General features: G+C 42.7%; 22 protein-coding genes. 13 read left to right on the forward strand and 9 right to left on the reverse strand.

Annotated elements, in window-relative coordinates; all coding sequences use genetic code 11:
- Positions 1-33: 33 nt before the first annotated feature.
- Entirely contained in the window at positions 34-1,674 is a 1,641-nt protein-coding gene (locus ACYX4M_RS16535) for a response regulator (protein ID WP_476080941.1), read from the reverse strand.
- Positions 1,675-1,795: 121 nt separating this feature from the next.
- Here ACYX4M_RS16535 and ACYX4M_RS16540 point away from each other — a divergent pair, with 121 nt between their 5' ends.
- From ACYX4M_RS16540 to ACYX4M_RS16550, 3 genes are all read left to right on the forward strand, one after another.
- Positions 1,796-2,320 carry a VC2046/SO_2500 family protein gene (locus tag ACYX4M_RS16540; RefSeq protein WP_476080942.1) on the forward strand — a complete coding sequence of 175 codons (525 nt, stop codon included), beginning with the start codon at positions 1,796-1,798 and terminating at the stop codon, positions 2,318-2,320.
- A 71-nt stretch (positions 2,321-2,391) separates the two neighbouring features.
- Positions 2,392-3,387, forward strand: a complete 996-nt coding sequence (gene trhO / locus ACYX4M_RS16545; RefSeq protein ID WP_334060119.1) for an oxygen-dependent tRNA uridine(34) hydroxylase TrhO — start codon at positions 2,392-2,394, stop codon at positions 3,385-3,387.
- Positions 3,388-3,439: 52 nt separating this feature from the next.
- Complete coding sequence (locus ACYX4M_RS16550) at positions 3,440-3,688, forward strand: EF-hand domain-containing protein (RefSeq protein ID WP_039220280.1); 249 nt, start codon at positions 3,440-3,442, stop codon at positions 3,686-3,688.
- 336 nt (positions 3,689-4,024) lie between these two features.
- Here the strand turns inward: ACYX4M_RS16550 and cadR are convergent, their stop codons facing one another.
- Complete coding sequence (cadR, locus tag ACYX4M_RS16555) at positions 4,025-4,447, reverse strand: Cd(II)/Pb(II)-responsive transcriptional regulator (protein ID WP_014951210.1); 423 nt, start codon at positions 4,445-4,447, stop codon at positions 4,025-4,027.
- Positions 4,448-4,526: 79 nt separating this feature from the next.
- Here cadR and ACYX4M_RS16560 point away from each other — a divergent pair, with 79 nt between their 5' ends.
- The 7 genes from ACYX4M_RS16560 to ACYX4M_RS16590 all read left to right on the forward strand — a co-directional run bounded on the left by ACYX4M_RS16560 (position 4,527) and on the right by ACYX4M_RS16590 (position 12,358).
- Positions 4,527-5,153: a cation efflux transmembrane domain-containing protein gene (locus ACYX4M_RS16560; protein WP_014951211.1), complete on the forward strand. Its 627-nt coding sequence runs from the start codon at positions 4,527-4,529 to the stop codon at positions 5,151-5,153.
- On the forward strand, positions 5,150-5,515 hold the full coding sequence (locus ACYX4M_RS16565) for a DUF3703 domain-containing protein (RefSeq protein ID WP_014951212.1): 366 nt from the start codon (positions 5,150-5,152) through the stop codon (positions 5,513-5,515). Before ACYX4M_RS16560 ends, ACYX4M_RS16565 begins: the two co-directional genes overlap by 4 nt.
- Entirely contained in the window at positions 5,502-6,401 is a 900-nt protein-coding gene (locus ACYX4M_RS16570; protein ID WP_014951213.1) for a cation diffusion facilitator family transporter, read from the forward strand. The genes ACYX4M_RS16565 and ACYX4M_RS16570 overlap by 14 nt, the downstream gene beginning before the upstream one ends.
- A 19-nt stretch (positions 6,402-6,420) precedes the next feature.
- Entirely contained in the window at positions 6,421-6,798 is a 378-nt protein-coding gene (locus ACYX4M_RS16575) for a hypothetical protein (RefSeq protein ID WP_014951214.1), read from the forward strand.
- A 72-nt stretch (positions 6,799-6,870) separates the two neighbouring features.
- Positions 6,871-8,268, forward strand: a complete 1,398-nt coding sequence (locus tag ACYX4M_RS16580) for a TolC family protein (protein WP_014951215.1) — start codon at positions 6,871-6,873, stop codon at positions 8,266-8,268.
- A complete protein-coding gene (locus tag ACYX4M_RS16585; RefSeq protein WP_014951216.1) occupies positions 8,261-9,190 on the forward strand; it encodes an efflux RND transporter periplasmic adaptor subunit in 930 nt (309 codons plus the stop codon). The genes ACYX4M_RS16580 and ACYX4M_RS16585 overlap by 8 nt, the downstream gene beginning before the upstream one ends.
- Before the next feature lie 60 nt (positions 9,191-9,250).
- Positions 9,251-12,358: an efflux RND transporter permease subunit gene (locus ACYX4M_RS16590; protein ID WP_476080943.1), complete on the forward strand. Its 3,108-nt coding sequence runs from the start codon at positions 9,251-9,253 to the stop codon at positions 12,356-12,358.
- Positions 12,359-12,783: 425 nt separating this feature from the next.
- On the opposite strand, the gene ACYX4M_RS16595 is transcribed toward ACYX4M_RS16590, so the two are convergent.
- The gene (locus tag ACYX4M_RS16595) at positions 12,784-13,275 is read right to left on the reverse strand and encodes a tyrosine-type recombinase/integrase (protein WP_476082900.1); all 492 of its coding nucleotides are present in this window, start codon (positions 13,273-13,275) and stop codon (positions 12,784-12,786) included.
- 357 nt (positions 13,276-13,632) lie between these two features.
- On the opposite strand from ACYX4M_RS16595, the gene ACYX4M_RS16600 reads away from it, so the two are divergent.
- The gene (locus ACYX4M_RS16600; protein WP_476080944.1) at positions 13,633-14,907 is read left to right on the forward strand and encodes a hypothetical protein; all 1,275 of its coding nucleotides are present in this window, start codon (positions 13,633-13,635) and stop codon (positions 14,905-14,907) included.
- A 389-nt stretch (positions 14,908-15,296) separates the two neighbouring features.
- Here ACYX4M_RS16600 and ACYX4M_RS16605 read toward each other — a convergent pair whose 3' ends face one another.
- From ACYX4M_RS16605 to ACYX4M_RS16620, 4 genes are all read right to left on the reverse strand, one after another.
- Positions 15,297-15,830: a hypothetical protein gene (locus ACYX4M_RS16605; protein ID WP_476080945.1), complete on the reverse strand. Its 534-nt coding sequence runs from the start codon at positions 15,828-15,830 to the stop codon at positions 15,297-15,299.
- A 227-nt stretch (positions 15,831-16,057) separates the two neighbouring features.
- On the reverse strand, positions 16,058-17,380 hold the full coding sequence (locus ACYX4M_RS16610) for a DEAD/DEAH box helicase (RefSeq protein WP_476080946.1): 1,323 nt from the start codon (positions 17,378-17,380) through the stop codon (positions 16,058-16,060).
- A 273-nt stretch (positions 17,381-17,653) separates the two neighbouring features.
- A complete protein-coding gene (locus ACYX4M_RS16615; protein WP_476080947.1) occupies positions 17,654-18,307 on the reverse strand; it encodes a CoA transferase subunit B in 654 nt (217 codons plus the stop codon).
- The gene (locus ACYX4M_RS16620) at positions 18,307-19,014 is read right to left on the reverse strand and encodes a CoA transferase subunit A (RefSeq protein WP_476080948.1); all 708 of its coding nucleotides are present in this window, start codon (positions 19,012-19,014) and stop codon (positions 18,307-18,309) included. The genes ACYX4M_RS16615 and ACYX4M_RS16620 overlap by 1 nt, the downstream gene beginning before the upstream one ends.
- 120 nt (positions 19,015-19,134) lie before the next feature.
- Here ACYX4M_RS16620 and ACYX4M_RS16625 point away from each other — a divergent pair, with 120 nt between their 5' ends.
- Positions 19,135-20,019, forward strand: coding sequence for a LysR family transcriptional regulator (locus tag ACYX4M_RS16625; protein ID WP_476080949.1), 885 nt, complete (start codon positions 19,135-19,137; stop codon positions 20,017-20,019).
- Positions 20,020-20,058: 39 nt separating this feature from the next.
- On the opposite strand, the gene ACYX4M_RS16630 is transcribed toward ACYX4M_RS16625, so the two are convergent.
- A complete protein-coding gene (locus tag ACYX4M_RS16630) occupies positions 20,059-20,817 on the reverse strand; it encodes a hypothetical protein (RefSeq protein WP_334060129.1) in 759 nt (252 codons plus the stop codon).
- Positions 20,818-20,910: 93 nt separating this feature from the next.
- The gene (locus tag ACYX4M_RS16635) at positions 20,911-21,615 is read right to left on the reverse strand and encodes a sensor histidine kinase (protein ID WP_476080950.1); all 705 of its coding nucleotides are present in this window, start codon (positions 21,613-21,615) and stop codon (positions 20,911-20,913) included.
- 209 nt (positions 21,616-21,824) lie between these two features.
- On the opposite strand from ACYX4M_RS16635, the gene cysB reads away from it, so the two are divergent.
- Complete coding sequence (gene cysB, locus ACYX4M_RS16640; RefSeq protein ID WP_118494818.1) at positions 21,825-22,799, forward strand: HTH-type transcriptional regulator CysB; 975 nt, start codon at positions 21,825-21,827, stop codon at positions 22,797-22,799.
- Positions 22,800-22,840 lie beyond the last annotated feature (41 nt).

Raw genomic sequence — 22,840 nt, forward strand, 5'->3', positions numbered from 1 at the left:
CTGTTAACCGATTAAAATAAGCTAAAGCTAAAGCTAAAATCCTATAAATTTAGATAGTTCATCTCTAATGTTGTCGTATTTTTCTTTATAGGCTGCTTTTAGAGGCATATCATCGATAAGCTTAAACAGTCGTTTACACTCGTTTACTAACTTCACATCGGCCTTATCTTCTTGTATGGCTATCTGAAGAAGACATTGAAGCAAGTTTAGCGCTACGCCTGTATTCACCGGGGCAAAACCTTGAGCGAGAGCAAATGAAGCTTTGGCGCGCTCATAGTCTTGCTGCTGATAGTGTTGAATACCCTCACGATTAAACTGCTGGTAGCTAGCTAGGCTTTTTTGTGCGCTTTGTGCTTGGGTCTCCAGCATCTTTGAACTGTTTTGGTCGAGTACCTCATCTCTAGCGCTAAGAATGGCGTTTAGCGCTAACGCGTCGTCAAATTCTCCGAGTTTGTACATAACGTTAATGCTATCTGGAATAAATGCAGTGGGTACCTCTGAGTATTTATCATCGAGTTGCGTTTGCGACTTGTTAAGATGACGCTTTGCATCGATAAGCTTTCCGTCAATCGCACTTATTCTTGCATTTATAATATTGCCAAAAATATCTACGTCGAAATCCCTATCCATTTTGTACAGGTACTCATCGAATTTACCCCGTTGTAACGTGAGTAACGCTTCTTGTTGATACTTATTACGCTGCTTTTTATCGTCCGCTGACTCAGCAACATCAAGCAAACTGCGTATCATGCCGCACCAATGTAAACTTTTCTTATGTACAGTGCGTTTTGATAGATCCCAAATTGCTTGGCTAGAGTTGGCTGCTAGCACTAAATCGTCATTTTCCCGGCCAATTTCACAAGCCTGAAAGTGGCGAGGTAAAGAGAACGGCGATAGTTTAATAGCCTCTTTAATTGAATCTAGGGCCTTTTCACCAGCTTCCAAGGCATGATGCGCTTGCGCAAGAATATCATGAGCATCAGCATTGAATCTGTTCCGTTTTAACGTTTTCTTGGCAATGGATATCGCTTTTTCATGTTCGTTCAACAGTAGATAGGTTCTTCCAATAGCTATCTGTGCCCATAGCACTGGCTTTCCGTCGATGTAATTTCTTAATACGTCCAGCGCCTTTCTAGGTTGAGCTATGCGCCAATAGAGCTCCACTAGCAATTGCTCACAATGACCTTTGTAATGACGAGGGGCTTCTAAAAGCGCTTCAATATGATCTATGGCGCTGTTGTATTCACCTTGATCTATCAAGCTGAACGCTTGATGAAGAAATTGTCTTTTTTGCCACGCACGAACAATTCGAGATTTTAACTGCACTTGTGAAAAAGGTTTTATAAGAAAGTCATCGGGACGACGCTCAATACTGCCAAGCACTACAGGGCGGGCGCTATCAGCACTGATAAGAACAAACACTGAAGTGGGGTTTATTAGCCTGCGCGTGCGCAACTCTTCTATCAGTTCATAGCCATTTTTGGTTTCAGCACCCAAATGTAAGTCGCAAATTACAATATCAAATTTGTGCTTTTTACACAGCGATACCGCTTGTTCAGCAGAAGACTTAGTCACGACATCAGACGCGCCCATTGAGTGCATTAGTCCTTTCAAAAGCAGAAGGAAAGGACGCTGGTCCTCAACAATCAATACTTGTTTGTTGCTAAATTGCATTTCGAATCCGTGAATAAACGCCCTATCATAATTTGAAAGTATATCTAACTTTAGAAAATAAGCTTAAGAAAAACATTATCTTGCCGACAACATACGTATACTTAAACAGCACTGTGTACGAATGTCATCAGATTTAGCCTCAGCAAGTGAACAGACAAAACTAGACCCCAGTATTTACTGGGAGCGAAGTGGTGTACTTGCTCGTGCTTCATCGCAGGGAGCATTGTTCTCGCTATACCTTGCAATGCAGCAACATAGCGTAGCTGAACCCTTTGAAATTGAAGCTGCAACGCCAGACGCTGACGCCCGAAATAGTATAGAGGCACAACTCGCGGCATTAAATCACTACAGACGCCCTTCATTATCTGCCAGTGAAAGCGAGTGGGTAGATATGCGTGTGCATTCAAATTTGGTTGCAACAGACTACGAAGGCGCACGCCTGCATCTTAGTATGAAACCCGAGCCGTTAGCTCAAACCGATGACGCAAAACGCATCCCGGATGACGTTGTAGATAACTGCAGTCTAGCGACGCAGAAACGATTAAAAAGGCAATATGACAACGCCATAAAAGAAGATAATACGTTACTTTACGATGTTATATCTTCGCAAGGCGAGCGTGATAACGGGAGCTACCCTAGTTTTTAACGCTCAGTTTTGTTATATTGCGCGCCGCATTTTTGCACTGGTCTTACGCTCCAATCAGCAAAGGTTAAAATATGTCTAAATATATTGTATGCGCAATGTATAAATTTGTTGCGCTTGAAAACTTTAAAGAAATCCGCCAGCCGCTTCTAGAAACTATGGAAGCAAATGGTATCAAAGGTACGCTTCTTCTTGCCCACGAAGGCATTAACGGTACAGTTTCTGGTACCCGTGAAGGTATTGACGCATTGCTTGCTTATCTGAACAGTGATGAACGTATCAATCCAATCTCTTACAAAGAATCACTTCACGACGAACAGCCGTTCTATCGCACAAAGGTGAAACTTAAAAAAGAAATCGTGACTATGGGCGTTGAAGGTATCGACCCTCGCCAAACCGTAGGCACTTACGTCAAGCCTAAAGATTGGAATGCGCTTATAAGCGATCCTGATGTAACCGTAATTGACACCCGAAACGGTTATGAAATAGAAATTGGCACTTTCAAGAACGCCATTGACCCTAAAACCGATACGTTCCGCGAATTTCCAGAATACGTAGAGAAAGAACTCGACCCGTCAAAAAATAAAAAAGTGGCCATGTTCTGTACCGGCGGTATTCGCTGTGAAAAGTCGACAGCGTATTTGAAAGAGCAGGGGTTTGAAGAGGTTTACCACTTAGAAGGCGGTATATTACAGTATCTTGAAGATGTGCCGAAAGAAGAGTCTATGTGGGAAGGCGACTGCTTTGTATTCGATAATCGCGTTGCGGTAAACCACGATCTTGAGAAGAGTCACTATGAGCAGTGCTACGCGTGTCGACTTCCTATTACCGAAGAAGACAAGCAAAGCGATAAGTATGAGCCAGGTGTAAGCTGTCCACACTGCTTCGGTACTCACACGGACGATCAAATTGCTCGCTTTAGAGAACGTGAAAAGCAGGTACAACTAGCGAAAGAGCGTCAGCAAGAACACGTTGGCACCGAAGCGCGTTTGACAATGGAACAAAAGCGTCAGGAAAAAGCAGAAGCTCAACGTTTACGCGCACTTAAAGCAAAAGAAAATCAGGCGTAGACAGTCAGAAAGAAGGGCGTTACACTCGTGGTTATTGCAGTTGAAATAAGGAATGCGAGTGAGCACTCAACTTTCAGAATCTAAAATTGAAGAAATTAGAAAGGACTTCAGCTTTTTTGATCGTGATGGCAATGGCCAAATCGATTTACCTGAGTTCATCGAGCTTCTAACCGTAATCTCACCAAAGACTAAAGCTAGCCACGTACAAGAAGGCTTTAAGCTTATCGATAGTAACGACGATGGTTACATCGACTTCGAAGAGTTTTTGGAGTGGTGGCAAGAAGGATGGTGGGAGTACTAAGTTTTACTTAGTAAACCATACCATCGCTAGGTTTTGTGTATGCTCTATTGAGTGTGTCTGAAAAGCTTATAGCTACGCAAACAGAAATCGTTAAAACGGGTGCTTTGAAAAGCACCCGTTTTTTTATGCCAGAGTTTTGCGCGCGCAAAAGTTGGTAAATTTAGGTTTACGAGTATATTGTTGGACGGCTGCTTTGAGCGTGAAGCAGACCTTGGCTCATTAAGATTTTAATGACACGAATGAGGTAATCAACGGTCATGCTACTAATAAAAATTGAATGGCTGCTTTAGCCGAATACCTATGACAAAGCTCCAACATAAAACTGATAATTCGAGACTAATTCTCCGTACTAGAAGAACACACTTCTGCAATGCTATCTAATTGATGCAATACCCCGCACTCTTTAACCTTCTTATCATGATCGCAAGCAGAACGAATTGAAATCAGTGTTTCTTGTAGTACTTTTAATTCAGCTATCCGATGTTCGATATCGTCAACATGCTTATCTATTGTAGTATTAACGTTTTCGCAGCTATTCTCTGGGTTTGCTCGGGTTTCCAGTACTAATTTAATTTCCTCGATTGTCATATCTAATGCGCGACATTGCTTTATAAACAATAACTGCTTCAGTGCATCTTCAGAGTAGCTTCGATAATTCGATGCCGTTCGCTCAGGTGCAGCCAATAGTGATTTACGCTCATAAAAACGAATTGTCTGAATACTTAACCCTGTCTTAGCTGCCAGAAGCCCAATTTTCATTTTAACTTGCCTAAAGCTTGACTCTATACCAAGTATAGAGTTTACACTCGCGTTATAGGTGAGTAAAGCGAGTGTTTTTATGAGTGGTTGTGGGTGCGAAATTGAGATAAAAGACCAAGAACAAAAGGCAGTTCTCTACTGGCTATTGGGCATCAATGCTGTGATGTTTATCATTGAAATGAGTGTAGGGTTACTCGCTGACTCAACAGCACTTATTGCAGACTCCCTTGATATGTTGGCTGACGCAGTCGTTTACGGTGTTGGTATATATGCAGTAGGGAAAACAATTGTTCACAAAGCCAATGCTGCAAAGGTAAGTGGATATTTTCAATTGGCATTAGGCCTATTAATTTTGTTTGACATAGCTCGTCGCGCAACCTTTGGAAGTGGGCCTGAATCTATGCTTATGATGGGCATGGGCGGTGTTGCACTTATCGCTAACGTTATATGTTTGGCGATAATCAGAAAACAAAAAAATGGCGAGGTGCATATGCGAGCAAGTTGGATATTCTCGGCAAACGACGTCATTGCAAACATAGGAGTGATATTGGCGGGTGTGATGGTTTATCTATTCGATACTCGTTGGCCTGATTTGGTCATAGGTTTTATTGTGTCTATCGTTGTGTTACGAGGCGCAGTCTTAATTCTAAAAGACGCCAGACAGGAATTCCGTGAAAACAGCTCGACGAATGGAGAGATCGTATGAATTTCACTCAAGCAGCAAAACCTTACATACTTCAAAAACTGAGCGCCGCGCATCAATCCCTTTCGAACAATGACAATAAAGCAGGATTTAAGGCCTTAGAGGATGCTCATGTCATCGGTCAGCACTCAACATACCACCACACACGAGTGCATTATGAAATGCTTAAATTTGGAATAGAACGCCGCGACCTTAAAGAGATATTTGGACAAATTTTTAGAATGCTAGGTGCGCTGACTAAAACTCCAATTGGCTTATTGCCTGAGGGCAATACTGGTGGGGCAAACGTGAGTCCATTCAAGTCAATGTCTATTTCACCCGAAAACAAAGCCATATTGGAAAAAATTAGAAATGCACAGTCATAACCATTCACACTCGCAAGAGAATTCAACCGACGCGTCTAAACGTATTGGATGGGCGTTTTTCTTAAATGTGGTGTTCACTGTTATTGAATTCATTGGTGGATGGCTTACCAACAGCACCGCTATTATGGCTGACGCAGTGCACGATTTGGGTGATAGTCTTTCCATTGGTACAGCGTGGGGATTAAACAAGCTTAGCGATAAAGATTCTAATCAAACATTCTCATACGGCTACAAAAGATTTTCCTTACTCGGTGCATTGATTAACGGTATTGTGCTGACGGTAGGCTCCATTTGGATATTGCTTGAAGCGATACCTCGTTTGGCTGAGCCTGAAATGCCCCAAGTTGAAGGGATGGTTTTATTGTCTATCTTTGGGATGGCAGTAAACGGCTTTGCGGCTTATAAACTGAGTGAGGGAGACTCATTAAATGAGCGAGTCCTCAACTGGCATTTGCTGGAAGATGTGCTTGGTTGGGTAGCAGTATTTATCGTGTCCATCGTCTTAATGTTTAAGCCTTGGCCTATTTTAGATCCAATCTTATCCATTGGCTTTACTTTGTTCATCCTTTTCAATGTGTTCCGCAATCTCAAAGAAACCCTAATGCTGTTTTTGCAAGCAACGCCCGATGAAGAACAGCTTTCAAAGATTCGAAGCGATTTACTGGCAAACGATAAGGTAAGTGATCTTCATCATTTTCATATTTGGTCTCTAGACGGTGAGCGTAACGTAATGACGGTCCATCTTGTTCTTGATGAAGATGTCAGTCTCGAGCACCTCCAATCACTCAAAGAAAACATACACAGTTCGTTAGAAAAGTATAAATTTGAACATACGACAGTTGAGCTGGAGTTTGCTAATGAACAATGTCGTGACGAAGTGAATTAGGCTTGGTAACCTTTCATACATGAAAAATCTAAAACGCATAAGTTACATCGTGATCTCGCTGATACTCTTTCAGTCGTTTTCTGCTGTGGCGAATTCGTTAGATTTTCATGCAATAGACATTCAGCACTTGCAACACGAGCATAAGCATTCTGAGCACGAGCAAGTGCAGTCTGAGCTGTCTGCCAATGAAACCAGTGATAAAGTAAGTACAGAGCACCACAATCCTGCTGATTGTCACCATTGCGGCCACTGCCATGGCACACATGCACAATGGGTCAGTCAGAGTCATATCAACAGTCTGAAAACAGTGGTTTCAGTCCACAATTTCAACTATTTAGATGCGGTAATTGACGCACCTATTAACCGCTTACTTCGCCCCCCCAAAATTACTTCCTAGTACGTTTTTTCGATAGCACCGCGCTGATAACACTCGCGATGCTAAATATTGATAAATTATTAGGATATTCCAATGAAAATGTTTCCTATTTTCGGGCATGCATCTGCCATTGTGTGCAGTTGCATACTGGGCTTATTACTCAGTCCACCGACCGCTCATGCGGCGAAAACCAACAGATTTGTAGACAAAAGTGTCCAAGCGCCCATACGAGAAACGCTGACTCTTGAGGACGCTATTAGACTAACACTTGCCAATAATCCAAGTCTGTATGAGTTTAAATTTAAACAACGTGTTATAGACGGAGAGTCAAAAACGGCGGCGCTTAAACCCGCATTGAATGCAGGGGTTGAATTAGAGAACTTTTTGGGAACTGGCGAGGTATCAGGTCTCAAAGAGCTTGAAGTTACCTTGACATTATCATCAGTGTTACAGCTCAATGATAAGCCAGCAGCAAGGTTGAATGTACTCTCTGAACGAAGAATACAGCAAGATGTTGAAAAGCGAATACTCACCTTAGATATCCTCGGTGAGCTTAATCGTCGTTACATCAAAGTACTCGTATTGCAGGCGAACTTAGACGTCATAAAAGATGCAGAGGCACTTGCACTTTATACATTGAATGCCGTGACGAAACGCGTTGAAGCAGGCGCGTCCCCCTTGTTAGAACAAAAACGTGCCCAAGCTGCGCTGGCCCAAGCAAAGCTCGATGTTAATCTAGCTCAACAGGACCTAACGTTTGCCTTGCGCAGTTTATCCATCATGTGGGGGGAGCAGGTACCGAGCTTTAAGCGTGTGGAAGGCGATCTTTTTGCTTTTAATAAGATTGAGTCGTTTGATGCGCTGGCAGTCGCAATCCAAAATAGCCCTCACATTGACCTATACGCTAAACAAAGCCGTGTGCAAGCGGCGCAGCTTCGTTTAGTGCAAGCGAATAACCGCGCTGATATTGAGTGGTCAGCGGGGCTTCGCAGAATGCAAGGTATTGATGAAACAGCACTGGTTGCCGGAGTAAGCGTTCCATTGTTTCAAAAAGAACGAAACCTTGGTGAATATGAAGCAAACAGGGCACGTCTTGACGCAATAGAGCAGCAAAGACAAAGCAACGTTCGAAGCCTATTACATTCAGTTAATCAAGCGTTAGGCGAACATACACGAGCATTGCTAGAGATTGACACACTTCAGCGCAAGGTGATTCCTCCGTTAAAGGGCGCGTTAGATTTAGTCGAGAACGCCTATTTGGAGGGCCGTTTCAGCTACTTGGAATGGGTAACTACTCGACAAGAATTTCTGACAACCCGGCTGACATTAATAGAGGCAGCGTCTCAAGTTCACTTAAGCAAAACAGAAATTGAAACACTCACAGGTCTCGCGCTGACGAATGAGCACAATGATGACTCATTTCACCCAAGTCACAAAAGCAATTGGCAGCAGTCATCTAACATTTCGATAAGAAGTCATGATTATGAATAAATTCACAATACAAAAAGTACTTATTTCTATCTTCACCCTTAGCCTTTATAGCCTAACCGCAATCGCAGGAGGTAAACACAGTGATGTAAGTTCCAGCGATCAAGACAATCACGCAGGTGAAGTCGTAAGAATGAGCAATGAAACAGCAATTCAGAATGGTATTTCTGCAACTCCCGTGCTCGCACGCGATATTGCGTTAACGAGTACGCTTTATGGGCGAATTAGTGCAGACCCCGCCTCATTAAGTCATATAAGAGCACGGTTTGACGGTGTTATTAAAGATGTAAAAGTCAACATTGGCGATTCCGTTAAGAAAGGTGATATTTTAGCGGTTGTTGAGTCCAATGAGAGTTTAAAAAGTTATTCCATCACGTCACCTTTTGATGGCAATGTGATTGCGCGACATGCGAATAATGGTGAGTTATCAAACGGGCAAGTACTTTTTTCGTTAGCTAACTATAAAAACGTATGGGCACAGCTGACCGTTTTTTCACAAATGCTTAGCAGCATCAAGGTTGGACAGTCAGTTGAACTAAGCCACGCAGGTTTCAACCAAACCTCCAAGATTGCATATATTACGCCTTCAGCTGATGGCAATCCACACTCTCTTGCCAATGTAGCTGTCGATAATAGTACTGGATATTGGCCACTCGGTACGCTGGTCAAAGCACAAGTTACGACGTCAACTAAGTCAGTAAGTCATTCGGTTCCTCTATCTTCTGTGCAAGAGTATGAAGCCAAACAAGTTGTTTTTGTGGTTGAGGGTGATGAGTATGCGCCCAGAGCGGTAGAGCTTGGTGTCTCAGATGGTCACTATATCGAGGTTATCAGTGGCCTTGAAGCAGGCGAACGCGTCGTGGCTTCCAATAGCTACATAATTAAAGCAGATTTGGAAAAATCGGAGGCAGGCCATGATCATTAATGCCTCACTACAACTGATATTTCCCTGTCAAATGGCGTGTAGTTCTAAGGGAGGTTTAAGATGCTAGTTTCCATTATTCGTACCGCAATCGAAAAGCGCGGTATTTTTCTGATGCTTTCCTTTTTGGTGATTGGATTAGGCCTATTCAGTTATCAAAAGCTGCCTATTGATGCCGTACCCGATATCACCAACGTTCAGGTACAAATCAACACACAAGCAGAAGGTTATTCACCGCTTGAAACTGAACAACGTATCACCTTTTTGGTAGAAAACGCTTTGGCAGGATTACCAAACTTGGACTACACACGTTCACTATCGCGCTATGGCTTATCACAAGTGACGGCCGTTTTTGAAGAAGGCACGGATCTCTATTTTGCCAGAAACCTCATAAACGAACGGCTAGGCATTATCAAAAGCCAATTGCCCGATGGTATTGAGCCTAAGATGGGGCCGATTGCCACAGGTTTGGGTGAAATTTACATGTACACGCTTAGCGCGAAGCCCGGCACAGTAACTGTCGATGGCAGAAAATTTGATGCAATGGCGCTTCGAGAGTTACACGATTGGGTGGTGAAACCTCAACTGGCCTTGGTGAAAGGGGTAACAGAGGTTAATGCTATTGGGGGGTTTACCAAACAGTATCATGTGAAGCCTAATCCTCAACTTATGCTTAATTACGGCGTTAGTACTGACGATTTATTGCGGGCATTAAATCGAAATAACGCTAATCAGGGCGCTGGGTACATTGAACGCAACGGCCAGCAAATACTAGTACGTTCACAAGCGAGACTTTCGAGCGTTGAGGACATCGGTAACGTGGTGGTAACGCTTACAAACCGATCTCCCGTCACGGTAAGTGACATTGCAGAGGTCGCCATCGGTAAGGAGCTTAGAACGGGCGCTGCAACACGAGAAGGTCAAGAGACGGTGTTGGGCACAGCTATGATGCTAATAGGCGAAAATAGCCGAGCTGTTGCGCTAGACGTGGCTGATAAAGTGGATGAAATCCAAGCAAGCCTGCCAGAGGGCGTAATTATCCAAAGTGTATACGATCGCACTACGCTCGTGGATAAAGCCATCAATACAGTACAAAAAAACCTTGTTGAAGGCGCACTACTCGTTATTGTTGTCTTATTTTTATTGCTGGGCAATATACGGGCAGCAATTATCACCGCCGCTGTCATCCCACTTGCCATGCTTGCCACAATAATAGGCATGGTACAAACGGGCGTTAGCGCGAACCTAATGAGCTTAGGTGCGTTAGACTTTGGACTGATTGTTGACGGAGCGGTTATTATCGTCGAGAACTGTATTAGGCGATTAAGTGAATCGCAGCGGCGAACGGGTGCAATACTGCCTCTTAAAGAACGGCTGGAAGTCGTATTTGAGGCAACGAATGAGGTGATACGCCCAAGTCTATTTGGCGTGATGATAATCACGATTGTGTACATTCCTATCTTTAGCTTAACAGGTGTCGAAGGGAAGATGTTTCACCCAATGGCGGCTACCGTAATATTGGCATTGCTAGCGGCAATGGTATTTTCAATCACCATTGTGCCCGCAGCTGTTGCTATGTTTATGTCAGGCAAAGTCAGTGAAAAAGCGAGTCCAATAATCACTGGGGCTAAATCAGTTTACCGCCCTGTACTGGAGTGGGCATTAAAATTACGATGGTTGGTAGTAGGTGCAGCAACATTACTCGTAGTTATCAGTGTTCGGTTTGGGATGCGCCTAGGTTCTGAATTTGTGCCGCAACTAGATGAGGGTGACATAGCCCTTCATGCAATGAGAGTGCCCGGCACAGGAATTGAACAAGCTGTCGATATGCAAAAACGGCTTGAACAGGTCATTATGCAATACCCACAGGTAAACACCGTATTTGCTAAAACGGGTACTGCTGAGGTGGCTACTGATGCTATGCCACCCAACGTCACTGACACTTTTGTAATGCTAAAACCAATTGATGAATGGCCAAACCCTGCATTATCGAAAACGGAATTTGTCGAGCAATTGGAGAGGGATCTTCAAAATGTACCCGGCAATAACTATGAGTTTACGCAACCTATACAGATGCGCTTTAACGAATTAATTAGTGGCGTTAGGGCAGATTTAGGGATCAAGATATATGGTGATGATCTGGATAAGCTGCGGGATTCAGCTGGTGATGTTTTATCCGTATTACAAGATATTCCGGGCGCTGCTGATGCACGAGTAGAACAAGTAGATGAGATCCCCATCTTCACGGTGAACCCGAAGCCTTATGCGCTGGCGCGTTACAACTTAGACGTAACTGACTTGCAAACGTGGTTAAGTGCATCAGTTGGCGGCAAAGAAGCTGGTTTGGTATTTGAAGGCGACAGACGCTTTGAGATTGTTGTTCGTTATCCTGAAGAGATTCGCAATGATTTAGAAGCGCTGGGAAATATACCCATCATGACCAATGATGGTGAGTATGTGCCAATCGCCGAGGTGGCTGAGCTTGAATATACCAATATACCCAGTCAAATAAGTCGAGAAAACGCAAAACGCCGTATCGTCGTCACAGCAAATGTGAGAGATCGTGATTTAGGCTCTTTTGTCAATGATGCTAAAGAGCAAATCGCAGCCAATGTGGCACTGCCGAGTGGTTATTGGATAAGTTATGGTGGAACGTTTGAGCAATTGGAAAGTGCAAGTCAACGACTGAGCTTGGTTGTGCCCGCAACGCTTTTCCTGATCCTTGCATTACTTGTGATTGCATTTGGCTCAGTCAAAGACGCCTTGATAATTTTCACAGGCGTCCCTTTGGCATTAACTGGCGGCATCTTTGCTCTTTGGATCAGAGATATGCCTCTTTCAATATCGGCAGGGATTGGTTTTATCGCGCTCTCTGGTATTGCTGTATTGAATGGTCTGGTAATGCTGTCTTTTATCAGGCAGAGGATGGAAGAGACTGGCGAGTTGGTAAACTCGATTATTGATGGTGCAATGACTCGCTTGCGGCCAGTTCTGATGACAGCGTTAGTGGCGAGTCTTGGTTTCGTGCCCATGGCGCTTAACGTAGGTACTGGCGCAGAGGTGCAGCGACCTCTGGCAACGGTGGTCATTGGTGGGATCATATCCTCTACCTTGTTAACTCTGGTTGTACTACCTGTACTCTATAGACTCGTTCACTATAAGGTGAATTAGCAGCACTGGGGCATTTGGGTTTATAAATCAATGCCCCGGATTTACTTACCCCCATGACGATCATTCGACTTCTTTTGACAAAATGGGGAGGTGGCTCGTAAATCGCTTTGTAATAAAAATTTGGAGTTGTAGGGTTGGTTATCAATTGTAATATTCAACATTCGGCTTTTGGAGGCGCATCCTGTGGACTATTGTGGTCTGAATAACTGCTTTATGCCACTGAAGAGTCAGTCAGAATAAAGCATATTAACTTCCGCTTATGGTAAATATCGGAATCAAGAGCAGAGAGCCCTGAACGTCTGCTGTTTGTCTGAAGCGGACCAGCGCATTTGCTGTGGTCAAGGTCCGCTTTACGCTCACAGGGGCTGCACAAGCAGCCCCGTACAGCCTAGATTTCAATAGACTCCGATATTTCCAAAGCGTCATCAACTTCGATGCCTAAGTAACAAACTGTGCTCTCTAAGCTTCTTGTGTCCAAGCAAGAGTTGGACTACCCGAAGGTTTTTAGTCTTCTTGTAAATTAAATAGGGTTTGGTCCTGCGCAGTGAATGGGTACTGTACAGCGAGGTATCCAGTCCAAGTTTGTCAATCCATCCGTGGAAAATGCGATTATATTGTCTAGTTGATATGTGCTCAGCACCGTGTATACGAGATTTAAAAAGGTAGTCAGACGCTTTTAGTTCTGCTTTCTTCACCCAAGCCAAAATCGATTCGCCAGTGTTTGGTGTTATCTCAAATTGGACAGGACTACCTGTTTTTTGCTGAACGACATTCGTACGCCTCAGCACAGAACGTCCGCAAACAACATCTGAAACCTTGAGTTTAACGAGATCACAAGCTCGTAGTTTGCTATCAAGCCCAAGGTTGAACAGTGCGAGAACACGAGTCCGTCCTTCAAGCTCTAAGCGAATCCGGATACTTCATATATGTTATATCTGAAGAGGCTTTTTCTGACCGATAATACGATTTTTATTCCAAGTGGTATGGCAGTCTGATTGACAGGCGCACTTAGACAAGCAACGGACAGTCGGAGTTTTTTGGATGTCGAATTTATGAATAGTCACTTCCTAGGGAAAGCGGACGTTAGAAAAAAATTTGTCCGACCGAGTTGTACGTAATCCGGATCATGGCTATATATTGAGCGAAATCTTGATAAAGGATATTAGACTTGCGAATCAAGGTGAGAAGTTTAATCTAATCAAACCGCCGGTAGAACGGGGTAGAACCGAAATCCATGTGACTCGATATGATGAGCGAAGAATAGATCTTATAATATGATAAAACTTAAAACTTCACTAGTGAGCTTAATAGATAAGATTCGGGAGAAATGGATCGAATCGCTTGCGATATTAGTTATTGGGTTTGGTATAGCACAAAGTCAAGATATTTATAAGTATCTGTCTGATAAAATAGAAAATAGCGTGCATTATGAGAACGTTTTATCTAAAGCAAGAAGTGTATTGGGACATGATCTTTCCATGGTCAAATACCACAGGAAGACAGGAGAGGAGACTTCTGTACTAGCGTTAATGGAGAGGGAAACTCTAAGTTTTTTAACAATACACAACAATTACATTTCCAATCCCCAATTAATTTATTATGAATCTCCTTATGGCTCTTTGTATGACATTGAGTCATATGGTTTTTTTACTGTTCCTCGTTCTGACAGTAGTCAGATAACTTACTTTTATACTCTACATGAAGTTTCTTCCGGCACCTGTTGTACTAAGCATAACGTCAATATCTATGACCTAAACGGGCGAGAAGTTTTGATGGTAAACCATAATGTTCCTCACGATTCCGGAGCTATTGAAACAATATACTTTGATGAAAATAACGATGAAGCAGAATATGACGAAAAAAGTATAGACATCGCTATCAAATCTTGGGTCAACGATTTATTGGGAAAATATACAACGATCGAAAACACAAGCAGTGCCTATAAACAGTGGCGTCGCATTCAAGGGAATCTTTGTACAACTCATTGTTATAATGAAGACGGACCCGATGATTTTCGGTTTACTAATAAACTTAAAGCAACATCAGTAGGTAAAAGATATACAGCAAATGGATGCTCTGATGGCAATGGTGGAATATGGTCTATTAAACCCAATTACCACAAGAGCGAAGTTTATTATGAAATAATATTTAGTGACATTGCCCAAAGAGAAAGCTATGTAGTATTTATTGGGGGGGAAACCAATTCATCGTGGCGTGTAGAGTCAGGAATTATTGTAATCAACGGAGAGTCGGTTCAGTTTTACATATCGAAAGCATATGGAGATGCAAAATCTGACATGCTATTATATTATGAAGAAATACTCTTTGAAGAAGGTGTGTTTTATTGGCATGATAGTAAGATTTATTCAACTTTACATGACACAAAAGAGTCTGTAATACTGCCTAAAACCTCACAGTCAACCACGAGTTGTGCTTTCATTAAAGACGATACGAAGTCCAAGATGCACCGTTTTAAATATTCTCGTGATTCTGAGTATGTCCATAGAACATTTAATGAATTATCAGCCGCTTTGAATATAGTGAATTAGTCTCGACTTAACCTATCACTTCTTTTTAAGAGATAAATTTCATCAGTTTTGATTAAGTGTCTAGTCCTTAATCAACAAACTAGATAACTCTAATGTTGCACACTACCAATCTAATTCTAAGGAGAACTCTTTAAATTTGGAAGAAAAGGCTATACTAGAGGTCTTAGCGTCCGCTGTGCACGATTAGCAAATCCTGAGTTTTAAATATTATCTCACCGGCTGCTCTACGTACGCAGTTGCCGCTCACAAGGTAAATTACAAACGGCAGCTTCTGGCACAACTAGGATGTTTGATGCCTAGCCCCTATAGGTCTGGTGTTTGTCGATAACAGTGTTTTAAGCCGCAACAGAAGAGCCTATGACTAAGCTATGTAAGCTACCCAGTAAAGGCTACCAGTCTGCGCTGTATTTTTTATTAGCTTTTGCAGCTTCGACTTCTAGTGGTGCGTGGTCGTAGCCGTATTGTGCCATGTCAAAGAAGTGTTGAGTAACAACCTCGTCTAAGCTAGCTCTTTCAATTTGTAACACGTGAACTAACTCATGGGCTAGCTTTGGTCTATTAAGTACAAAGTTTTTACGCGCGTAAATTGAATAACCAAAGACCTGTGCGTTGTTAATGATACCTTCGCCGATGAGACCAGCTGCTTCACCGAATACTTTCAAAGTAAAGTTTTCATAGGGATAGGGTACTGCGTCAACGTAAACAATTCTTACTTTATCGGGGTGTTTAACACCTATTTTTGATGCGAGTAATCTTTCCTTTTCGTTCAGCGGTACGCCAATTTCAAGCCCTTTCTGATCGATTTCATGCGCCCATTCAATGTATTGAGGCAATAATACACTCGCAATTATCTTTTCATAGAAAAGTACGGAAACAATAAGTACAGCAACGAGTAATATTGAGAAGAATTTTAATGCTTTCATATCTATAAAATCCGTTTTAAAGAAACGCTTTAAAGGTAGTTAGGTCAACTAATAAGGCTACAGGATAACCTCACGCGATACATGCAAATTAAAGCATGTGTTGCGAAGCGTTGATAGAGAAAGTATGTAAGAGAATGTTCGCTAAGAATAAATGAAGTGATGACCGCCGCTTTTAACGCTAGTCCGTGATAATTAGCGGCGGAAAATAATTTACTATTAAACGTTTTTTATTCGTCGTCAGACAGAGTGTTTCTAGGTTTACGCTTCACAGGAACCATACCGATATCTTCTCCAGACATGGTATCGACACGCTTTTTAGTGCCATGTTTTGCTGGTTTCGCTACACGCTTTTTACCATTTTTCGTATTTGATTTTTTCGACACTTTTTTCTTGGGCGTAAAACCTTTGAAAGACGCCGAAAATTCGTCGTGCGGTGAACACTCTAATGCATATTGAAGGTGATTCTTAAGCCCTTCGAAACTATTCCAATCGCGCGGGCCAATTAGCGAGAATGCTTCGCCTTTTTGCCCAGCACGTCCAGTACGGCCGATGCGGTGAATATATTCATCAGCGTTTTTGGGAAGGTCAAAGTTAACCACCAAACCTACTTTTGATAGATCTAGTCCGCGAGAGGCGAGGTCGGTAGTAACCAGAATACTGTGCTGTCCACGAGCAAACGCACTCATTACTGCTGCGCGTTGGCTTTGTAGCATATCACCACGAAGCGCAATAGCTTCTAAGTTCTTTTCGTTAAGCAACGCAGCAATTCTGTCGGTATCTTCACGGGTAGCAGTGAATACGATAGCTTGGTTGTACGCACGATTGGCCAGTTCAAACTGTAAGATTTGGTCTTTGTTATCAACATTGTCTGCAAAGAAGCACTTCTGTTCGATATCGCCATGCTCTGCCGTTGAGTCTCCTACAGCTACGCGAACAGCGCCTTTGGTCAACTGCGTTGTCATATGCTTAAGCTCAATATTGTCGAGTGTGGCAGAAAACAGCATGGTTTGGCGTTTTCTGTGATCAGCATAGTCGTTAATCATTTTAAGCTGAGCAGAGAAGCCTAAATCTAACATACGGTCGGCTTCATCAAAGATCAGCAGCTCTAAACCATTCAAATACACACTTTTATCTAATAGATGGTCAGCTACACGACCAGCTGTGCCTACAATAATGTGGGGATTACGGCGAAGTGCTTTAACTTGGTCATTGTAGTTTTCACCGCCCACAACAAGTGAGCAAGTAAGGTTTAAACCTGTACACATTGACTTGGCTTCAATGAAAACTTGTTTAGCAAGCTCACGGGTAGGCGCAAGAATAAGTGCACGGGGGTCTTGTCTGCTTAACGCTTTTTGCGACATTAGCCGATTCATAGCAGGTACTAAAAAGGCGAAAGTTTTACCTGACCCTGTTTTTGAAGACGCAATAATATCCTTACCTTGAATAGCGGGAAGCATAGTGCGTTCTTGAATTTCGGTTAGCGTCGAAATGTTTTTCGTTTCAAGCTTTGAAATAATTTTATGATGGACAGGTAAATCAGTAACTAGCAAGAAAGGTTAGCCTTTTTAAAATAACGTTCGCGCGCATTATCCCTCAATGCACCGTTTATTAAAAGGCTTATTGGCTTGTTCGCTTTAAACTTGACTTTGTGACGCATTTCACAACCAATCGCTTCTGTATTGGGGAGCAGTAAATTGAAAAACCAGACACAAAGCCGGGATGGCGTTTAAGTTGCGCTTACCGATAAACACAATAAGTGTTACCTAGTAAGCGCTATTTTTTAAAGAGAAATGATTGAGCGTCGTATGTACTTGTTGAAAGTACTAAAACTGCATCTCTGGCACATCCTTTGGCACAACAAGCTTTCCACCGGTTTTCTCTTTTATTTCGTCTACGCTCACGCCTGGTGCACGCTCCTGAAGAACAAACGCGCCGTCTTCAACGCTCAGGACTGCTAAGTCAGTGATTATACGTGTAATGCAGTTCACACCGGTTAACGGTAATGTACATTCGCTTAGTAACTTAGGGTTACCGCGTTTATCAGTATGCGTCATGGTAACTATGATGTTTTTCGCGCCCGCAACAAGGTCCATTGCGCCGCCCATGCCTTTGACCAGTTTGCCCGGTATCATCCACGAGGCAATATTTCCAGATACATCAACCTCGAACGCACCTAACACAGTAAAATCTACGTGTCCGCCGCGGATCATGGCAAAGCTCTCGGCACTGTTAAAGATTGAGGCTCCGGTAATGGCCGTTACCGTTTCTTTACCCGCGTTTATCATGTCTGCGTCTACTTCATTTTCTGTAGGATAACGCCCCATTCCTAAAAGGCCATTTTCCGACTGCAGCATAACGCTAATATCATCAGGTACGTAATTAGCTGCAAGGGTAGGGATCCCTATGCCTAAATTCACGTAATCACCATCCTTAAACTCTTGGGCTACGCGCATTGCAATCTGTTCTCTACTAAGCATTATACGGTCTCCTTGCTAACTACACGACGTTCTATACGTTTTTCAAATGAACCTTTAATAACGCGGTTTACATAGATACCTGGAGTATGGATTTCGCTAGGGTTAAGCTCGCCAGGTTCTACAATTTCTTCAGCCTCTACAACAGTGATCTTGCCTGCGGTTGCTGCCATCGGGTTAAAATTCTGTGCAGTGTGCCGATAAACGCAGTTACCGTAGCTATCCGCTTTCCATGCTTTAACAATTGCAAAGTCACCAGTGATAGCAGGCTCGAGGATGTAAGGGCGCCCATCAAACTCTTTGACTTCTTTACCTTCGCCAACTGGCGTGCCATAACCTGTAGCGGTGTAAAATGCCGGAATGCCAGCGCCACCTGCTCTCATTTTTTCGGCGAGTGTGCCTTGTGGGGTAAGTTCTACTTCTAACTCACCGTTGAGCAATTGCTTTTCAAACAGCGCATTTTCACCAACATAGGAAGACACCATCTTTGCGATTTGTTTATCTTCTAGTAAAAGGCCTAGCCCAAATCCATCAACACCACAGTTGTTTGAAACTACAGTAAGGCCAGACACGCCCATCTTCTTAATCTGGCTGATCAAGCCTTCGGGTATTCCACATAAGCCAAAGCCACCAGCAATGACCGTCATCCCATCTTCAAGCCCTGCCATGGCGTCATCGTACGAGGATACAACTTTATTAAACCCTGCCATTTTTTATCTCCAATGCTTTTGTTAAAAATTAGTATCAGCATTGTTGCAAGCTATGTAAAATCGAATTAATCTTCCAATTGATAAATATTATTTATTAATAAGCAATTAAGGTCCGCGTGTATGGATGTCTCATATCGTCAAATAAAAGCATTTGTTGAAGTGGCAAAGTCTTCAACCTTTGCCGAAGCTGCAGTAAACCTGCACTTAACTCAGCCGGCGTTGTCTTCTGCGATAAAAAAAATGGAAGAGCAATTAGGCGGTAAGTTGTTCCAGCGTAATACCCGGAATGTCAGCTTAACACCTGAAGGAGAGGTACTTTTTCCAAACGCTCTGCGTTTGTTACACGACTGGGATAATACCTTTTCGGACATGCAAAACCTATTTGCGATGGCCAAGGGGCAACTCACCGTTTGTGCAATGCCGTCATTCGCTGAATCGCACCTGCCAAATATTCTATCGATATTTCATCAACGTATTCCGAATGTGAACCTACGGATAGTAGATGTTGTTATGGAGCAGGTTATTCACGAAGTATCAACCGGCCGAAGTGAGATAGGATTCTCCTTTGAGCCAGAACGAAAAGACGGCTTAGTCTTTACGAGTCTTTTTACCGATGAATTTGTTGTGGTGGCGAATAAAGCACTATTACCTACTTCAAACGAAGCACTGAAATGGGAGGATTGCCTTCGTTTTCCCTTAGTAATGATGAACCGAGGATCCGCCGTACGTTACTGGACGGAGTCTAAACTCGAACAATACGGCGACTTGCATATTGTTGCAGAAACAGGTCAGCTCTCTACGCTTGGAAAACTTATACAAAATGGCTTAGGCATATCTGTTATGCCAGCTATTTGTAAAGATCAAATGGAGCGTCTTGGTCTTGTAGCCCAACGAATAAGCGATGAACCCTTGGTGAAAAATATAGGAATAATAAAAAACGCGAGAAAAGGGTTGTCGCTGCCAGCTCAATCCATGTGGGACTTGGCACTTGCGCATTATGCTTGAATCAAATAATGCGCAAAATAAATTGCTAGTAGAGTTATACTACCACTTCTTTTTAGGAGCGAATAACTCGTCCAACTCGTCTCGTTCTTCTTCCTGCTTTTTAGCGCGATCTTGTTCATTCACACTCTTAAGATTACTTTGAATATCGTTTAGCCACTCGTTTAGTGTGGAAAGCTTAGACGTAGAGTACTCGTCCTGGGGGTTTTGGTTCTCCAGCGCTGTCTTAGCTTTTTCAAAATATTGCCTTGCTGAGCCTAGCATATTGGTTTGTAGTGCAGCACGACCGCGCTTGATTAGGGTTTCAACGTTTACTTTTAATTGCAAACGCTCTAGCTGTTTATCTTCGTCCATAAACACTTTTGAGTCGATTTGCCCTTTGCTATGTTCAGAGCGGAGTACAATACGTAGTTTTTTAACTGCTTGGATGTACTGAATTATCATTTTATCGTTGTCAGGCAACGAAAATTCAGAAGTGCCAGTCGAATTGTCTGACAGTGCGGCTGCAGTTGATTGCTCGCTACTCGCTATTCTTTGCTTTAATTCTGAAGTGCTTGATAGTTCATTCATGGCTTTGAGCGCATTAAGAATTCGGTTGTGAAGAATCCCCATCAAGCGAGAAGAAACTGGCATGTTTAAACAAGCTGATAAAACGTTCTCGGTTTCATCGACAATTGTTCGCTGCTTAGCAAGCTCGGTACGACGCTCTGCCTCTTGTTTTTGACGATGCTGTTGAATTGCGTTTATGAAAATAGCGGCAATGAGCAAAACAACAATCAAAATAATAATAATCACGTACATGCGTGTGTTTCCGTCTGTTTTTATATCTTATAACGTCAGTTTTTATTAACCGCGAGCGTTACTTTTTGAATTATCTATTGTTATCGGACAATCTTACGGTATTTTTACTTCAAATACACTCCCGCCTAAAATTCCTCCGTTAGAAAGGCTTATTGTTCCCTTTCTGTTACCTTGAGAATGCGCGCTTGCAATGAGCTTTGCAAAAAATAGTCCTAGCCCCGTTCTCCCTTGGCTTAATTCAAAATCACATAACTCTTCATGGCTTTTTGATAGCATTGCTTCTGGGTAGCCGCTACCGTCATCTTCAACTTTTAAAATCATAAACTCATCATCGCCAATAGAGGCCGTAACAAGTATCTTGGACGTACCGTAGCGCATTGCGTTTATGATCACATCGTTCAAAAGTAAATAGATTAACTCACTGTCTAAATACCAGCTCAGGTCTTCTTCAATATCAATAGTAATTTCTATACTTTTTTGTGATACGTAGAGTGCGTTAGAGCCAACCACATCTTCCACTAAATCTTTGACAAAACTTTCATCAACGGTAATGGGAAGACTTTCTAATTCGGCTCTATATAGAGAAAGTACTTGGACAAGGTTGGTGTTCAGCCTTGATGCTTCATAATGGACGCTAGCTACTTGCTCCCTTGCCTCGGTGTTCTGTGGCGAAAGGGAGTCGCTCAGTGTTTCGATAGATTGAATTAAAAGAAATAATGAATTCTTCATATCGTGCACAGCGGCAGCCAATACCGATGAAAAATCAATTGTGGATGTAACTTGTTTGCTACTGCTCATTGTCAATCAAACGCCGTGCGACTTTTTGCCCTAAACATACTGTAGAAGAATTTAGAAAATGAAGGACAAATTACGCGTAAATTTGTGAAAAAATGAAATAAATTCAACTTTATAATGCTAATTTTGTAATAGCAACTAGTAAAAAACGGTGGTTTTGGTTATAACGGAGGGAGTAAAGTGTCAGTCTATCCCATAAAGCGGTGTAAAATATGAAGCTACAGCAACTACGATATATCGTAGAAGTCCTCAATAATAATTTGAATGTGTCTGCAACGGCAGAAAGTTTGTATACCTCGCAGCCAGGTATAAGCAAGCAAGTGCGCATGCTAGAAGATGAGTTAGGCGTTCAAATTTTTGGGCGTAGCGGTAAACACCTTACTCATGTAACCGACGCGGGTAACGATGTAATTAATATTGCTCGCGAAATTCTTGCGAAAGTAGAAAGCATTAAGGCCGTTGCAAGAGAACACACGCTTCCCGACCAAGGCAAGTTGAATATAGCTACCACTCACACCCAGGCACGCTATGCACTTCCGGACGTAATTCAGGGCTTTATGACAAAGTACCCCAAGGTTTCATTGCACATGCACCAAGGTACGCCTTCTCAAATTAGCGACTTGGCCGCTAAAGGTGAAGCTGACTTCGCTATCGCCACTGAAGCGCTTCATTTGTACAACGACTTAGTTATGCTTCCTTGCTATCACTGGAACCGCAGCGTGATTGTAAATAAAGACCATCCGCTTTCCAAAAAAGGCACCATAGATATCTCAGATATCGCAAAGTATCCTTTAGTGACCTACGTTTTCGGGTTTACAGGACGCTCGGAATTGGACCAGGCATTCGAACGAGCAGGGTTAACACCAAAAATTGTTTTCACTGCCACAGATGCCGACGTTATCAAAACATACGTGCGCTTAGGAGTAGGCATTGGTGTAATCGCCTCAATGGCCGTTAGTGAAGAGTTAGACGATGACTTAGTGAAGATAGACGCGAGCCATTTATTTGACTATAGCACCACGAAAATTGGCTTCAGAAAAGGTTCATTCCTTAGAAGTTACATGTATGACTTCATTGAACGTTTCGCACCACACCTCACTAAAGATAAGGTGGAAAAAGCTATGATGCTTAAAAACAATGAAGAAGTTGAAAAAATGTTTAAGGGCGTAACGCTACCAGTGAAGTAGGGGCGTTAAAAAATGAGTATGATTGAAAAAGGGGCTGTCGC

The organism is Alteromonas sp. ABV4_150 (assembly GCF_056311745.1).

Excerpts from the sequence above, each read along its gene's own strand:
- ACYX4M_RS16600 (WP_476080944.1), top strand. The coding sequence starts at position 13,633 with ATGATAAAACTTAAAACTTCACTAGTGAGCTTAATAGATAAGATTCGG.
- trhO (WP_334060119.1), top strand. The coding sequence starts at position 2,392 with ATGTCTAAATATATTGTATGCGCAATGTATAAATTTGTTGCGCTTGAA.
- ACYX4M_RS16625 (WP_476080949.1), top strand. The coding sequence starts at position 19,135 with ATGGATGTCTCATATCGTCAAATAAAAGCATTTGTTGAAGTGGCAAAG.
- ACYX4M_RS16535 (WP_476080941.1), bottom strand. The coding sequence starts at position 1,674 with ATGCAATTTAGCAACAAACAAGTATTGATTGTTGAGGACCAGCGTCCT.
- ACYX4M_RS16560 (WP_014951211.1), top strand. The coding sequence starts at position 4,527 with ATGAGTGGTTGTGGGTGCGAAATTGAGATAAAAGACCAAGAACAAAAG.
- ACYX4M_RS16635 (WP_476080950.1), bottom strand. The coding sequence starts at position 21,615 with ATGAGCAGTAGCAAACAAGTTACATCCACAATTGATTTTTCATCGGTA.
- ACYX4M_RS16605 (WP_476080945.1), bottom strand. The coding sequence starts at position 15,830 with ATGAAAGCATTAAAATTCTTCTCAATATTACTCGTTGCTGTACTTATT.
- ACYX4M_RS16550 (WP_039220280.1), top strand. The coding sequence starts at position 3,440 with ATGCGAGTGAGCACTCAACTTTCAGAATCTAAAATTGAAGAAATTAGA.
- ACYX4M_RS16590 (WP_476080943.1), top strand. The coding sequence starts at position 9,251 with ATGCTAGTTTCCATTATTCGTACCGCAATCGAAAAGCGCGGTATTTTT.
- cysB (WP_118494818.1), top strand. The coding sequence starts at position 21,825 with ATGAAGCTACAGCAACTACGATATATCGTAGAAGTCCTCAATAATAAT.
- ACYX4M_RS16580 (WP_014951215.1), top strand. The coding sequence starts at position 6,871 with ATGAAAATGTTTCCTATTTTCGGGCATGCATCTGCCATTGTGTGCAGT.
- ACYX4M_RS16630 (WP_334060129.1), bottom strand. The coding sequence starts at position 20,817 with ATGTACGTGATTATTATTATTTTGATTGTTGTTTTGCTCATTGCCGCT.
- ACYX4M_RS16540 (WP_476080942.1), top strand. The coding sequence starts at position 1,796 with ATGTCATCAGATTTAGCCTCAGCAAGTGAACAGACAAAACTAGACCCC.
- ACYX4M_RS16565 (WP_014951212.1), top strand. The coding sequence starts at position 5,150 with ATGAATTTCACTCAAGCAGCAAAACCTTACATACTTCAAAAACTGAGC.
- cadR (WP_014951210.1), bottom strand. The coding sequence starts at position 4,447 with ATGAAAATTGGGCTTCTGGCAGCTAAGACAGGGTTAAGTATTCAGACA.
- ACYX4M_RS16575 (WP_014951214.1), top strand. The coding sequence starts at position 6,421 with ATGAAAAATCTAAAACGCATAAGTTACATCGTGATCTCGCTGATACTC.
- ACYX4M_RS16570 (WP_014951213.1), top strand. The coding sequence starts at position 5,502 with ATGCACAGTCATAACCATTCACACTCGCAAGAGAATTCAACCGACGCG.
- ACYX4M_RS16615 (WP_476080947.1), bottom strand. The coding sequence starts at position 18,307 with ATGCTTAGTAGAGAACAGATTGCAATGCGCGTAGCCCAAGAGTTTAAG.
- ACYX4M_RS16585 (WP_014951216.1), top strand. The coding sequence starts at position 8,261 with ATGAATAAATTCACAATACAAAAAGTACTTATTTCTATCTTCACCCTT.
- ACYX4M_RS16620 (WP_476080948.1), bottom strand. The coding sequence starts at position 19,014 with ATGGCAGGGTTTAATAAAGTTGTATCCTCGTACGATGACGCCATGGCA.